The organism is Halopseudomonas salina (assembly GCF_008641105.1).
The window spans coordinates 93,852-107,158 of the sequence record NZ_VTTI01000002.1 but is presented as its reverse complement, the minus strand read 5'-3'; the positions used below and the strand labels follow the sequence as shown (position 1 = coordinate 107,158).

11 protein-coding genes are annotated in these 13,307 nt (G+C 58.7%); 3 read left to right on the top strand and 8 right to left on the bottom strand.

Annotation, left to right across the window (positions count from 1 at the left end; genetic code table 11):
* Nucleotide 1 precedes the first annotated feature (1 nt).
* The 5 genes from FZF01_RS03960 to FZF01_RS03940 all read right to left on the bottom strand — a co-directional run bounded on the left by FZF01_RS03960 (nucleotide 2) and on the right by FZF01_RS03940 (nucleotide 5,053).
* Nucleotides 2-1,375, bottom strand: a complete 1,374-nt coding sequence (locus FZF01_RS03960) for a glutamine synthetase family protein (RefSeq protein ID WP_150276843.1) — start codon at nucleotides 1,373-1,375, stop codon at nucleotides 2-4.
* Nucleotides 1,376-1,482: 107 nt separating this feature from the next.
* Nucleotides 1,483-2,535: a TRAP transporter substrate-binding protein gene (locus tag FZF01_RS03955; RefSeq protein ID WP_150276841.1), complete on the bottom strand. Its 1,053-nt coding sequence runs from the start codon at nucleotides 2,533-2,535 to the stop codon at nucleotides 1,483-1,485.
* 167 nt (nucleotides 2,536-2,702) lie between these two features.
* Nucleotides 2,703-4,028 (bottom strand): TRAP transporter large permease, encoded by a 1,326-nt coding sequence (locus FZF01_RS03950; protein WP_150276839.1) that lies wholly within the window; start codon nucleotides 4,026-4,028, stop codon nucleotides 2,703-2,705.
* Nucleotides 4,025-4,465, bottom strand: a complete 441-nt coding sequence (locus FZF01_RS03945; RefSeq protein WP_150277107.1) for a TRAP transporter small permease subunit — start codon at nucleotides 4,463-4,465, stop codon at nucleotides 4,025-4,027. The genes FZF01_RS03950 and FZF01_RS03945 overlap by 4 nt, the downstream gene beginning before the upstream one ends.
* A gap of 141 nt (nucleotides 4,466-4,606) precedes the next feature.
* A complete protein-coding gene (locus FZF01_RS03940; RefSeq protein ID WP_150277106.1) occupies nucleotides 4,607-5,053 on the bottom strand; it encodes a nucleoside deaminase in 447 nt (148 codons plus the stop codon).
* 132 nt (nucleotides 5,054-5,185) lie between these two features.
* Between FZF01_RS03940 and FZF01_RS03935 the strand changes: the two genes are divergently transcribed.
* The gene (locus tag FZF01_RS03935; RefSeq protein WP_150276837.1) at nucleotides 5,186-6,247 is read left to right on the top strand and encodes an AI-2E family transporter; all 1,062 of its coding nucleotides are present in this window, start codon (nucleotides 5,186-5,188) and stop codon (nucleotides 6,245-6,247) included.
* Nucleotides 6,248-6,256: 9 nt separating this feature from the next.
* Here FZF01_RS03935 and FZF01_RS03930 read toward each other — a convergent pair whose 3' ends face one another.
* Both FZF01_RS03930 and FZF01_RS03925 read right to left on the bottom strand, forming a co-directional pair.
* Nucleotides 6,257-6,640 carry a hypothetical protein gene (locus FZF01_RS03930; protein ID WP_150276835.1) on the bottom strand — a complete coding sequence of 128 codons (384 nt, stop codon included), beginning with the start codon at nucleotides 6,638-6,640 and terminating at the stop codon, nucleotides 6,257-6,259.
* A 65-nt stretch (nucleotides 6,641-6,705) separates the two neighbouring features.
* The gene (locus tag FZF01_RS03925; protein ID WP_150276833.1) at nucleotides 6,706-7,683 is read right to left on the bottom strand and encodes an Lnb N-terminal periplasmic domain-containing protein; all 978 of its coding nucleotides are present in this window, start codon (nucleotides 7,681-7,683) and stop codon (nucleotides 6,706-6,708) included.
* Between the two features lie 196 nt (nucleotides 7,684-7,879).
* On the opposite strand from FZF01_RS03925, the gene FZF01_RS03920 reads away from it, so the two are divergent.
* Nucleotides 7,880-9,541 carry a VRR-NUC domain-containing protein gene (locus FZF01_RS03920; RefSeq protein ID WP_308420821.1) on the top strand — a complete coding sequence of 554 codons (1,662 nt, stop codon included), beginning with the start codon at nucleotides 7,880-7,882 and terminating at the stop codon, nucleotides 9,539-9,541.
* Nucleotides 9,538-11,853, top strand: coding sequence for an ATP-dependent DNA helicase (locus tag FZF01_RS03915; protein WP_150276829.1), 2,316 nt, complete (start codon nucleotides 9,538-9,540; stop codon nucleotides 11,851-11,853). Before FZF01_RS03920 ends, FZF01_RS03915 begins: the two co-directional genes overlap by 4 nt.
* A gap of 53 nt (nucleotides 11,854-11,906) precedes the next feature.
* Here FZF01_RS03915 and nirK read toward each other — a convergent pair whose 3' ends face one another.
* Nucleotides 11,907-13,292 carry a copper-containing nitrite reductase gene (gene nirK / locus FZF01_RS03910; RefSeq protein ID WP_223825377.1) on the bottom strand — a complete coding sequence of 462 codons (1,386 nt, stop codon included), beginning with the start codon at nucleotides 13,290-13,292 and terminating at the stop codon, nucleotides 11,907-11,909.
* Between the last annotated feature and the right edge of the window lie 15 nt (nucleotides 13,293-13,307).

The window sequence follows — 13,307 nt, the reverse complement described above, 5'->3', positions numbered from 1 at the left end:
CCTAGATAATTTCGAAATAACGGTCCAGCTCCCAATCGCTCACATGGCGACGGTATTCACGCTCTTCCCACTCCCGGCTGGCGGCAAAATGCTCGACAAAGGCATCACCAAACAGCTCACGGGCTGCCTCGGACTGTCGCAGGCGTTGCGCTGCGTCCCACAGAGTGCGTGGCAAAGCCAGCTCCGGAGCGTGAGTCATGGCGTAGGCATTGCCTTCCACCGGATCTGTCGGCTCCCATCCATGCATGATGCCGTAGAGCCCGGAAGCCAGCGCAACCGACAATGCCAGGTAGGGATTGCCATCGGCTGATCCCAGACGATATTCCTGCCGCTGAGACTTGTCGCTACCCGGAATCACGCGAAGTGCGGCCGTACGGTTCTCCACTCCCCATGTCGCATCGGTCGGCGCCCAGAAGCCCGGAATCATCCTGCGGTAACTGTTCAGTGTGGGAGCCACCATGCACAGCATTTCCGGCATCAGCCGCTGCTGACCAGCCAGAAAATGCCGCTGCAGCTTGCTCATGCAGTGCTTTTCATTTGCGTCGTAGAATGCTGATTTATATGTATTTTTATCTCGGAGCGAAACGTGTATATGGCCGCTTTGACCAGGGTATTTTCCCGACCATTTGGCCATGAATGTGGCCATCATGCCCCGGCGTTGGGCCAGTACCTTCATGAAAGTCTTGAACAGGGCTGCCTTGTCTGCCGCGGCTTCGGCACCGTCTACGCCAATCGCTGCTTCAAGCACTCCGGGGCCCGTTTCGGTATGCAGACCCTCGATGGGAAAATCCATTTTCTCGCCCATCGCGAGAATGTCGTGGTATAGCTCGGCATGCACCGAGTTGCGAATCATCGAGTAACCAAACCAGTCCGGGGTGAAAGGCGTCAGATCGCGGTAGCCTTTGGCGCGGGCCGACTCGGGCGTTTCATTGAACATGAAAAATTCGTATTCCAGGGCGGCAAAGGGTTCGTACCCCATGCCCTGGCAGCGTTCGATCACCCGCCGCAGGGTACCGCGGGGGCAAACCGCCTCTGCCTGCTTGTCGAACTCGGCAAGAAACAGCAGCATCCCCTCTTCGAAGGGAATATCGCGGCAGCTATGTGGCAAGATGCGCACCGGCGCATCCGGGTAACCGGTATGCCAGCCGGTGTACTGTGCGTTGTCATACAGCTGATCCTTCACATCCCAGCCCAACACCACATCGCAGAAAGCAAACCCATGGTCCAGCGAGGAGAAAAACTTCTCGCGGCTCATGTATTTGCCACGCATAACGCCATCGTTGTCGAACAGCCCGACTTTCACATGGCTGATGCCGCGTTCCTCGACGATACGCCGTGCATCGTCAGCGGTTTTTACTTCCCTGGGCTTGAGCATATTCGTCCCCTACCTGCACCGTCATTCCCGCGCATGCGGGAATCCATTTTCCCATGCCAGTGGCCACGCACGGCTTCAGCCGCCGCGCATGGCACTACTGCAAGCCCTCAACAACGATACGGCGTCCCCGCCTTGGCCATCAGCGCGTTATATTCCTTGAAGATATTCACCACCTTGGCGCAGCGCGGGCTGGTCTTGGCAATCTCATCCCAGAACTTCATCGCCTCTGCTTCCACTGTAGCCCACTCCGCATCCGGAATAGTGGTCAGCTCCAGCTTGCTGCGCCCGACCCGCAGTTGCGCCTCGCCGCCCCAATACCAGTGCTGCCGATAGTAATTGGAGCTGTCCATGCACAGCTTGAACAGGGTTTTGAGATGCTCGGGCACCTCGTTCCACTTCTCCTCGTTGGCGAAGTAGGAGCCGCACCATGCACCGGAAATATTGTTGGTCAGAAAGTAGTTGGTCACATCAGCCCAGCCGACCGTATAGGCCTCGGTGATACCGGACCAGGCAATGCCGTCCAGCTCGCCCGTTTGCAGGGCCACTTCCACGTCTTCCCAGGGCAACGTGACAGGCACCACGCCAAAACGGGTGAGGAATTTGCCCGCAGTGGGGAAGGTAAAGATGCGCTTGCCCTTGAGATCTTCAAGTGACCTGATCGGCTTGACCGTCGAGAAATTGCAGGGATCCCAGGCACCCGCCCCCAGCCAGGTCACGCCCTTTACCTCGCCATAGGCCTCTTCCCAGATCTCATTCAAGCCGTACCGCTCGAACAGGGTGGGCACATCCAGGCTATATCGCGAGGCAAAGGGGAAGTAACCACCGAAAACCGATACGTCTACCGGCGCCGCAATGGAGTCGTCGTCACTCTGCACCGCATCAATGGTGCCACGCTGCATCGCGCGAAACAGCTCACCCGTGGGCACCAACTGGTCGGCGAAATACAGCTCGATTTCCATCTCGCCATTGGCTGCCTTGTTGAAGGCGTCGATAGAAGGTTTGATGACGTGCTCGGCCAGCGCGGGGCCGGCGTAGGTCTGTAGGCGCCAGGTGATTTTCTTGCGCTCCTGGGCGTAGATATGGGCGCTGCCCAGGGTTGAAGCGCCGACGGCACCGGTGACAATTGCTGCGTTCTGTAGAAATTTCCGTCTCGAAGTCATGCTGGTCTCTCCATTGATGTCTTAGGGTTGTACAACCACTTCGTACCACCACATTGCGCTGCAACGGCCAGCATGGTCGGTGCAGTGTCCCTGTCGGGCAGCGGCGTGCGCTGCCGTCAATCTGTCCAGCCAAGACCCCGGCACTCACAAAGCCGGGCCGCATTAAATCAGTCGCCGTAGTGCCACTCGGGCAACCAGAGGGCTATCTGGGGGAAAACCATCACCAGAATCAGCGCCAGCATCATGATCAGCACGAAAGGCGTTACCGATACATAGATGTCGCGCAGGCTGACTTCCGGTGGCGCCATTGCGCGCATGAGAAACAGGTTGTAGCCGAACGGCGGCGTCATATAGGCAATCTGGCAGGTGATGGTATAGAGCACGCCGTACCAGATCAGGTCGAACCCCAGTGCGCCAACCAGGGGTATGTACAGCGGCGCGACAATCACCAGCATCGCCGTGTCGTCCAGAAACATACCCATGACGATGAACGACAGCTGCATCAGAATCAGCACCTGCCAAGGCCCAAGCCCGAGGTTTTCAAGGAAAAAGGTTTCAATAGCGCGGACCGCACCCAGGCCATCGAATACCGCGCCAAAGCACAATGCAGCAAGAATGATCCACATGAACATGCAGCTGATCGCCAGGGTACGGCGCAGAGTCTCTTCAAATACCTTGCGCGACAGGCGTCTTTTCACCAGCGCAGCGAGGGTTGCAGCGGCCGCACCCACTGCAGAGCTCTCTACCAGGCTGGTGTAACCCAGCAGAAACAGACCGGTCATGGCAAAAAAGATGAAAAGCGGCACGATACCCGCCTGCAACAGACGCAATTTTTCCGGCCAGGTAATCTGCTGACGCTCCTCTTCCGGCAGTGGGGGCCCGAGCTCCGGCTGCAGCCGGCAACGGATCGCGATATAGAGGATAAATAATCCGGCCATCAGCAGGCCCGGAAACACGCCTGCCAACCATAACTGACCCACCGGTTGACGGGCGATCATGCCGTAGAGCACCAGCACAACGCTGGGCGGAATCAGAATACCCAGCGAACTCCCCGCCTGTATAACGCCGGTCACCATGATCTTGTCGTAACCCCGGCGCAGCAGTTCCGGTAGCGCAATACTGGCGCCGATCGCCATGCCCGCCACACTCAGACCGTTCATAGCCGAGATGGCCACCATCAAGGCAATGGTTCCAATCGCCAGACCACCATGCACCGGGCCCATCCACACATGAAACATGCGATACAGGTCTTCCGCCAGCCCGGATTCGGAGAGCATGTAACCCATGTAGATGAACAGCGGCAGGGTGAGCAGCGGGTACCACTTCATCAGCTTCATCGCCGAGCTGAAGGCCATTTCCGAACCGCCATCACCCCAGAGCAGCAGTGCGGACGCCACCGCAACAAAGCCAATGGCACCGAATACCCGTTTACCCGTCAACAACAACACCATCATGCTGGAGAACATCAGCAGCGCAATGGCGTTGTGACTCATCGCAATGGCCTCCCCACTGCCTGGGCCACGTCGCGGCAGAGCGTCGCAACGGTTTGCAGCAGCATCAATCCGATACCGATGCACATCACGATCTTGATCGGGGCCATCGGCGGTGACCAGGCTGAATAACTGGTTTCATCGTATTCCAACGCATAACTGGTCGAGGAAATACCGCCGTAAAGCAGGAACACCAGAAAGAAAATCAATAGCAGTATGGTGACTGAGTCGATCATTGCGCGGGTGCGAGGTGCCCAGCGGCTGTACAGCAGATCCATGCGCACATGGGCATCCAGCTGCATGGAATAGGCGCCCCCCAGCAGGAAGTACGCCACCATCAGAAATTGCGCGGACTCAAGGGTCCAGACCGCAGGCTGCCAGAAGGATTTACTCAGGGAGGAATAGAGCAGAACGCCCATCATGACAAAAATCAGATACATCGAACACCGGCCCACGAACCGGGTAATGGCCTCCACTGCCAGAACAAATACCTGAATCGTCCGCATCCCTAGACCCGACAACTGATTTGTTACAGAAAAATATAGTCGAGCCTGACGATAGCGCCAGAAAAAAATCCCAGGTCAATGCTGCTCCTTACCGATATCCTCGTTCCATAGTTCGGGGTTGGCCGCAATAAACGACCGCATCAGCTCAATACATTCCGGGTCCTGCAATACCTCCACCTCCACTCCCCGCTCCCGGAGTAGCGCTTCTTCACCCATGAATGTCCGGTTCTCACCGATTACCACCCGCGGAATGCCATAGAGCAGAATCGCCCCGGTGCACATCGCGCATGGCGACAGCGTGGTATAGAGCGTGGAGGACGCATATACGGACGCGGGTTGGCGACCGGCGTTCTCCAGCGCATCCATCTCACCATGCAGGATCGCACTGCCCTGCTGGACTCGCCGATTGTGCCCACGGCCAATGATCCTGCCGTCGTGTACCAGAACCGAACCAATCGGGATTCCCCCCTCGGCCAGGCCGGCACGGGCTTCGTCTATGGTGGCGCGCATAAAAGTGTCTATGTTTGGCATGTTTCACCTCCTATCCTTAGAACAAATATAGATACAGAGTCGCATTTTCGATGCGTTCCACACTATAGGCTCGAGTGATTTCCCATTAAGATGGCGGCATTCTTTTCTCATCCAGGAACCCAGATGCAATCCTATCTGCCCCAAACCAACCGATCCTACTCCACAGCTGTGCAATGGCTGCTCGGCGCTGCGGCATTGGTCATTGTGCTGGGTGGCCTCAAGGCGATCAGCCATATTCTTACGCCTTTTCTGTTGGCGGCCTTTCTGGCGATTATCTGTGCGCCGCCGTTGAGCTGGATGCAGCGGCGTGGTGTGCCCGGGCCGTTGTCGGTATTGGTGTTGTTTTCGGTGGTGGGCTTGACCTTTTTCCTGCTATTTCTGGCCCTGAAGGGTGCGGCTGAGAGCATGGCAACCCAGGCGCCGTTTTATCAGGCGCGGTTTGTCGGCTGGACGGTTGAGCTACGGGAAATGATCGCCGCACGGGGTCTGCCTGCCGAGCTTTTGCCCGCTACCGTGCCGCTGCCGGCGACCGCGACCATTACCGGGGTTGCCCGGGATCTGGCCGGTGGGCTGGGGCAATTCACGGCCAGCACCCTGTTGGTGTTGCTGGCGTTCATGTTCCTTCTGCTGGAAGAACGCACCTTTGCCGGCAAGCTCAATGCTGCCTTTCCGGGGCGCAGGCGTGCACGTGTGCGCGGAAGACGCTTCCTGCGTTCGGTGTATCGCTATCTGGTGATCAAGACTGCGGCAAGTACTGCAACCGGGGTCATCGTGGGTATCGGACTGACCTTCATGGGCGTCGATTTTGCCGTGCTCTGGGCGATCGTAGCCGGCCTGCTCAATTTCATTCCTACGATCGGTTCGATTATTGCTGCGATACCCGCAGTTCTCATCGCCATGATGGGTATCGGCCCGGTAGAAGGGTTGCTGGTGCTGGCATTGTATGTGGCGGTCAATACGGCTATCGGCAGCGTCCTTGAGCCGCGCCTGATGGGTCGCAGCCTGGGGTTGTCACCACTGGTGGTGTTGATTTCGTTATTACTCTGGGGCTACGTATTCGGCCCCATAGGCATGCTGTTGGCGGTGCCGCTGACGATGATTGCCAAACTGGCCTTGGACTCCTCCCCCCAGACGCGCTGGGCGGGCATCATGATGAGCGATACTGCCAAACGGGTTCGCAATTGAATTCCCCGGTTAGTGCCCGGCGGTGCGTTCTGCGAGCATAGCCGCGCTCTCGGCCAGCACCATCGCCTCAGTAATTGCGCCACGCTCTACCGCTATGACCGCTTCGGCGGCCAATTGCGCCGTTTCTCCGGTCTGCGGTGCTTTGCGCAACAGGTCCGCTACCTGATGCAGCTGTTCCGCGGCACCGCGCATACCCCGGCTTCGCTCGATATTGGCACGTGACTCGACCAGGCTTATGGAACGTTCCATGCGTTCCTGGGCATGCATTTCCGGGTCGGCAACGATATGTTCTGCCTCAGCGGCAACGATCGGCGCCTGTTGCGCCTGGACGCCGAGGCTGATGCTGATTCCCAGTAATCCCGCGAGAAGCAGCGGGTGGCTGATGTGATTCATGGTGTGGTGCTCATTCAGAGATTATTATCTATTCGAGCACACACCCTTGCCGAAGGTTCCGCCACCTATCGCCAACCCGGCACGCCTTGTCGGATTACCCTGGAAAAGTTCTTGCTGTGCCCAGCCTCCCTGGCCCGAAGCGTAATGCGTCCAGCCTGGCGCAACTCGGCCATGGCCACATCCGGCTGCAAACCGCCCATCTTCTGGATATAGGACGGCAAATACCCAGAAAGCAGCAGCCGGTAGTCAAAGGGTAAGCCGTCGACAATCGACTGCATCATCTTGAACACCAGTGTGGTGCAGTTGGCGGTGACCGTTTGATAGAACCGCGGCTGTTCGGCCAGCCGGTTTGCCTGATTCACATAGGCAAGAAACAGCGAGCGCATGGCGGCATCGGACAATTCGACGCGGTACAGATAGGCATCCTCACCGCGCACATTGGTGCGTACGTGAATCACATCACGCTCGTCACTGGCGATGATGGCGAGCTCGAATTGCTTGAAGAAGCCGCCAAGCTCGGAGAACACCTCGGTCTGCTCACGCCGGACCTCCACGGTGAAGGTAATGAACCGGCCATCACTGAAACCGAACGACACCAGAATATGGGCAATGGCCGGGATACCCCAGTAGGACGTCACCACGTCCACCGACGCCAACTGGTTGAGATCGTACTGGCGCGTTTCCCAGACGGTGTCGTAATCCTGATCACTGCGCCAGCTGAAGTTACGGACATTGTGCAGAACAACAGTGCTGCCCTGCACCTCTCCCGTGGTGATATGCGCCAGATCGTCTGCCCAGTCGCGGTCGTGGCTAGGTTCGAGGCTATTCCACCAGAACAGCAGCCCTGCAAAGGCAATGACATAGATGCCAATGCCCAGCCACGCCGACCCTTTCCACGCCAGCCAGATGAGAAGAAGTGACCCGACAACCCACAGGCCAGAAAACAGGTAGCGCCCGGCGATGCCCCAGTGCGCCTGAAACCACAGGGCCAGAACGGCCCAGAGGCTGCTCAGAATGATAAGGAAAGTGAACACAGACAACATGATGCGCAAAGCAGACCTCTCGTTGGCGATTCTACGGGCGACATGGCGTATAGCCCGAATAGCAGCACTCTACTCCAATTGCGACGTACACATTCGGTTCCCCATCCCTTAGGGACTGCCTGCTCTTGCACCAGGCGCTTGAACAGACGCTGGCCAGAGAGCAGACTACTGGATAGATAACTAGTAGACTTTGATGATGTCGATTCCCACTCCCCCTGAACTCAGCCCCTTGTACTACCTGGACAACTTCCGTGTTGCCCTTGCCTGGGTGCGTGAGCGTTACAGCGATCTGCTGGAGGCGGATGAGCTGGCGTTCATCAGGCAATTTGACGGGCTGGACACTCCGGCCCAGGCATTGCTGGTGCGCCTGGTCATGCGCAAGGGTGTGCACTTTCGTGCAAGCAAACTGAATTACAGTGAAATTGGTCCCACAGCCCAGGCCGCTGCGCCGCTATGCGCGCTAGGTTGGCTACGTACCGATGGCGAAATCGATATGGGCGAGCTTTTCTCGCTGCTGCGCAAGGATGAGCTTGTGGCTCAGTTGCCCGCAGCCGCAACGCTGCGCACCAGCACCAAGGGCGCCATCTTCGAAGCCTTGAGCGGCTCCTGCACTGAAGGCTTCAATACCGAACCAAGGCCCTTTGCCCAGTGGTGCGCAGGCAGCGAAGAGACCATTTACAGCCTCACAATCAATGATCTGTGTGATCGTTTGCGGCTGATGTTCTTCGGCAATCTGAACCAGACCTGGGCCGAGTTTGTACTCGCCGATCTGGGGATCTTTCGCTATGAGGCGGTGGATATTCCACCCCAATCCCGCGGCTTTCGCTGCAGGAGGGATATTGACGATTTCCTGCATCTGCATGCCTGTCGTGAGGCATTCGAAGCCGGCAGGCCAGTTCAACAGGTTGAGCAGCAGGTCGGCGATTTCTCCAGCCCCAATCCCTATCTGCAGGAGCGTCACGGCAAGCTGCTTTACAGAATGGCGCGGCAACTGGAACGTGAGGGCGCGCTGGTATCCGCACTCGCACTATACAGCCGTTGCCATTACGCCGGAGCCAGGCAGCGACGCGTGCGCATTCTCGAAAAACTCGCCCATCACGAAGAAGCCCATGCCCTGGCAACGCTGGCCATGGCCAATCCGGAGAGTGAGAGCGAATTGCAACTGGTCGAGCGAGCCCTGGGCAGGCTGTCGCGCAAGCTGGGCCAACCACGTCAGCGCGCTGCGGCGGTCAAGGATCATAAGCGAATGGATCTGTTGCTCCTGCGCCCCGAACACGGCTCGGTTGAGCGCGCGGTCAGTGAGCAACTCGCCACGCCCCAGGCACCTGTGTATTACGTGGAAAACGCGCTGATCAGCAGCCTCTTTGGTCTGCTCTGCTGGGAGGCGATATTCGCACCCTTGCCAGGCGCATTCTTTCATCCCTTCCACAGCGCCCCTGTGGATCTGCATAGCACCGACTTCTACCGGCGCCGGGAAGATCTGTTTCGCGGTTGCCTGGCGCATCTGCAGGCAGGTACCTACCCGCAGGTGATTCGCAACAACTACATGGCAAAACAGGGTATTCAGTCGCCGTTTGTCTACTGGGGGCTGAGTCCGGAGGTATTGGACCAGGCCCTGCTGTGCCTGCCTCCCGCGCACCTGCAGCAGTGGTTCGAGCGCATGCTGCGCGACATACGCGCCAACCGCACAGGCATGCCGGATCTGATCCAGTTCTGGCCCCAGGAAAAACGCTATCGGATGATCGAAGTAAAGGGCCCCGGTGATCGGCTGCAGGACAATCAGCGCCGCTGGATCGCCTTTTGTGAGCAGCACGGTATGCCCGTGGATGTGTGCCATGTGCAATGGGCCGAGGCATGAGTTATCGCGTTGCCGTGCGCAGCCTTTGTGAATTCACCGCCAAGGAGGGTGATCTCGACCTGCGCTTCACGCCGGCGCCCACCGCCCAGGAGGGTATGGCCGGGCACCGGACTGTGGCATCCCGGCGAGGTGAGAATTACCTGTGTGAGGTGGTGCTGAGCGGTACCTATGAAAACCTGCATGTCGCCGGCCGCGCCGATGGTTACGACCCCGACCTGAATCTGCTCGAAGAGGTCAAGACGCACCGCGGTGATGTCAGCCGCATTCCGCACAATCACCGACTACTGCACTGGGCGCAGGTCAAGATCTACGGCTGGCTGCTATGTGCGGAGCTGGATCTGGAGGAGGTAGATCTCGCGGTGGTGTATTTCAACGTCATCAGCCAGAAGGAAACGGTGCTGCGCGAGCGTTTCGGGGCGCAGGCGCTACGCGAGTTCTTCGAGCTGCAATGCTCGCGCTTTCTGGCCTGGGCGGAGCAGGAATCAGCCCACCGGGTCGAACGCGACCAGAGCCTGCGGCAGCTGAGTTTTCCGCACCCAAGTTATCGCCGCGGCCAGCGGCAACTGGCCGAGGCGGTATACCGGGCAGCACGGGATGGTAAAACGCTGATGGCCCAGGCCACGACCGGTATCGGCAAGACACTGGCTACACTGTTCCCACAGTTGAAGGCCTTTCCCGACCAGCAACTGGACCGCTTGTTCTTCCTCACGGCCAAGACGCCTGGTCGCCGTCTGGGACTGGACGCACTGGCTACCCTGCGCAGCCAGGAAGCGGACATGCCCCTGCGCGTACTCGAACACGTCGCTCGCGACAAGGCCTGCGAGTACCCCGATCGCGCCTGCCATGGCGAATCCTGCCCGCTGGCCCAGGGGTTCTATGATCGTTTACCTGCCGCACGCAAGGCAGCCCTGGCGCTACGCTGGCTGGATCAGCAGGCGGTGCGCAAAGTCGCACTGGAGCACCAGGTCTGCCCCTATTATCTGAGCCAGGAGCTATGCCGCTGGTCGGATGTGGTGGTGTGCGACTACAACTACTATTTCGACATGACCGCCCTGCTCTACGGTCTGACGGTGATCAACGACTGGCGCGTCACCCTGTTGGTGGATGAGTCGCACAATCTAATCGAACGTGGCCGGAGCATGTATACCGCAGAGCTGGATCAGAACAGATTCAATGACTTGCGAAAGGTAGCTCCATCCGGACTGAAGAGCGCGCTGGACCGGGTTGGCCGGCATTGGAACCAGTTGCACCGGGATCAGGAAGCGCCCTATCAGGTATATCCTGCTATCGCCGACCTGTTCATCATCAGCCTGCAGAAGGCAGTTGGCGCCATAACCGATCATCTGACCGACCAGCCCAACGGCAACGACTCAGCCCTGCTGCGGTTCTATCTCGACGCCATGCTTTTCTGCCGTCTGGCCGAAGCCTACGGGCCGCATTCGCTGTTTGACATTTCCCGCCTGCCCTCAAGCGGCACCCGTACCCTGTCCACCCTGTGTCTGCGTAATGTGGTACCCGCGCCTTTTCTGGCACCGCGCTTCGCCGCGGCCCATTCAAGCACCCTGTTCTCAGCCACGTTGAGTCCGGCCGGTTACTATGCCGATCTGCTTGGCCTGTCCGAGGACTACCAGTGGCTTGATGTGGAATCGCCGTTTGAGGCTGCGCAGCTGGACGTGCGGATTACCGGCAATCTGTCTACCCGCTATCAACACCGCGCGACCAGTCTGCAGCCGATCACCCAGATCATGGCCGAGCAGTATGAACGACAACCCGGTAACTATCTGGCGTTTTTCAGCAGCTACGCGTATCTGCAACAGGTGTTCGAGACATTTTCCAGCGCCCATCCGGAAGTCCCGGTGTGGGTCCAGTCACGCAGCATGAGTGAAACCGAGCGCGAGGATTTTCTCAAACGCTTCACCCCGCATTCGCGCGGCATTGGCTTTGCCGTGCTCGGCGGTGCCTTCGGCGAAGGCATCGACCTGCCCGGCGATCGATTGATCGGGGCCTTTATCGCCACCCTCGGCCTGCCGCAGGTAAACCCGGTCAACGAGGAGATAAAAAGTCGCATGCAGAGCATGTTCGGTGCGGGGACCGGATATGACTACACCTATCTGTTTCCCGGCGTGCAAAAGGTTGTTCAGGCGGCCGGCCGGGTCATACGCACGCCGCAGGACAGCGGCGTGATATTTCTTCTGGATGATCGCTTTGGCCAGCGCGCAGTGCGCAGCTTGCTACCGCAGTGGTGGGCACCGGTCGGCCATCGTCTGACCAGCAACGACAGCCAGAGCCGGACCGTTCCAGAGCTGAAATGAAACCGGGCCTGTAAAGACAGGCCCGGTGCTTACCTACTACTGTGCAGAGTCCCTCAGTGACCAGCGTTCTCCGCTGCCTTCTCCTCGCTGTGGAAGATCTCGGAATCCGCATCACCCTTTACGGTGAGCAAACCGACCAGGCCCTTCTCTGCCCGTGCCAGGGCGTGGTCGACCAGGGTGTATTTGCCCGGGTACTCGGTCTTGAACTCCACCATGGTGGCGCCACCAGCGGGCACCAGGGTAGTTTGTACGTCGGTCAGCGGCGGGCTGGTCAGGGAGGCCTGATCATATACCCGGTCAAAGATTTCGCCGATCACATGGAAGCTCGATATCAGATTCGGGCCGCCGACGCCGAAAAAGATCCGTACGTCGTCGCCAACACTGGACTCCATCTTGTACGTCTTGGTCAGCGCGTCCATGGAGCCATTGAACATCATGTGCCCGGGATTCTCGTCCAGCATCTTTTCCAGCGAGAACTCCTGAAGACCTGCGGAACCATGGGCCTGAGCAGTGTAGAGCTCGCCCTGCATCACGTAGAACTCCTTGTCGACCGGCTTCAGACCACCCTCGGGCTCAACCAGAATCATGCCGTACATCCCGTTGGTGATGTGTTGGGCGACCATAGGCGTGGCGCAATGGTAGACATACAGGCCCGGCGCGAGTGCCTTGAACGAGAAGCTCTTGGATTGACCCGGAGCCGCCTGGGTTACTGCTGCGCCGCCGCCAGGGCCAGTCGCCGCATGGAAGTCCACTGAATGGATGTGGGCGCTGTCGATCGAGTTCTTCATGTTGACATTGACGGTATCGCCGACCCGCACGCGAATCATCGGGCCGGGGACGGTGTTGTTGAATGTCCAGAATTTATAGCTGCTGCCATCACTCAGGCGACCCTGTACCTCGGTGGTTTCCAGATCGATATTGACCTCCTTGGGTCCGCGCTTGCCAACCGGCTCGCCCACCTGGCTCGGATTCTTCGAAAGATCGGGGAATTCATTCTCCGGCTGCTCCTGTGGATCGCCCACAATCAGCTTGCCGAACATTCCGGCCGCCTTGTGCCCCGGCAAGGTACACAGGTATTCGAATACGCCACTCTTGTTGGCCCGGAACACAACTGCGGTAGCAGAGCCCTTGCCGCCAATCTGATCGGAGTTGACGTCGAACTCTGGAATGGCCAGGTCATGCAGCGCGCCATCGCCGTTGACCACGTTGATCTGTACAACTGCGCCTTCGGCGACCTTCAGATCGGGGTTGACCTGGCCCTTGGTGGGCCCTGCCTCGCTGACATAGACCAGCTTGCCATCTGCGATATCAGTGCGCAGGGTGAAGGTCACATCGGGAACATAGGCTACGTCTGCGCTGCCGCGCGGATGCTCGGCGAGAGCCGGCACTGCGAATGCTGCGACAAACCACAGCATGAGCAGGGAAAGGAAGGTTTTCATGATCAGAACTCCATT

Bases quoted from the DNA above. Each gene is read 5' to 3' on its own strand.
- FZF01_RS03960 (WP_150276843.1), bottom strand. From the start codon at position 1,375: ATGCTCAAGCCCAGGGAAGTAAAAACCGCTGACGATGCACGGCGTATC.
- FZF01_RS03955 (WP_150276841.1), bottom strand. From the start codon at position 2,535: ATGACTTCGAGACGGAAATTTCTACAGAACGCAGCAATTGTCACCGGT.
- FZF01_RS03950 (WP_150276839.1), bottom strand. From the start codon at position 4,028: ATGAGTCACAACGCCATTGCGCTGCTGATGTTCTCCAGCATGATGGTG.
- FZF01_RS03945 (WP_150277107.1), bottom strand. From the start codon at position 4,465: ATGTATCTGATTTTTGTCATGATGGGCGTTCTGCTCTATTCCTCCCTG.
- FZF01_RS03935 (WP_150276837.1), top strand. From the start codon at position 5,186: ATGCAATCCTATCTGCCCCAAACCAACCGATCCTACTCCACAGCTGTG.
- FZF01_RS03930 (WP_150276835.1), bottom strand. From the start codon at position 6,640: ATGAATCACATCAGCCACCCGCTGCTTCTCGCGGGATTACTGGGAATC.
- FZF01_RS03925 (WP_150276833.1), bottom strand. From the start codon at position 7,683: ATGTTGTCTGTGTTCACTTTCCTTATCATTCTGAGCAGCCTCTGGGCC.
- FZF01_RS03920 (WP_308420821.1), top strand. From the start codon at position 7,880: ATGTCGATTCCCACTCCCCCTGAACTCAGCCCCTTGTACTACCTGGAC.
- FZF01_RS03915 (WP_150276829.1), top strand. From the start codon at position 9,538: ATGAGTTATCGCGTTGCCGTGCGCAGCCTTTGTGAATTCACCGCCAAG.
- nirK (WP_223825377.1), bottom strand. From the start codon at position 13,292: ATGAAAACCTTCCTTTCCCTGCTCATGCTGTGGTTTGTCGCAGCATTC.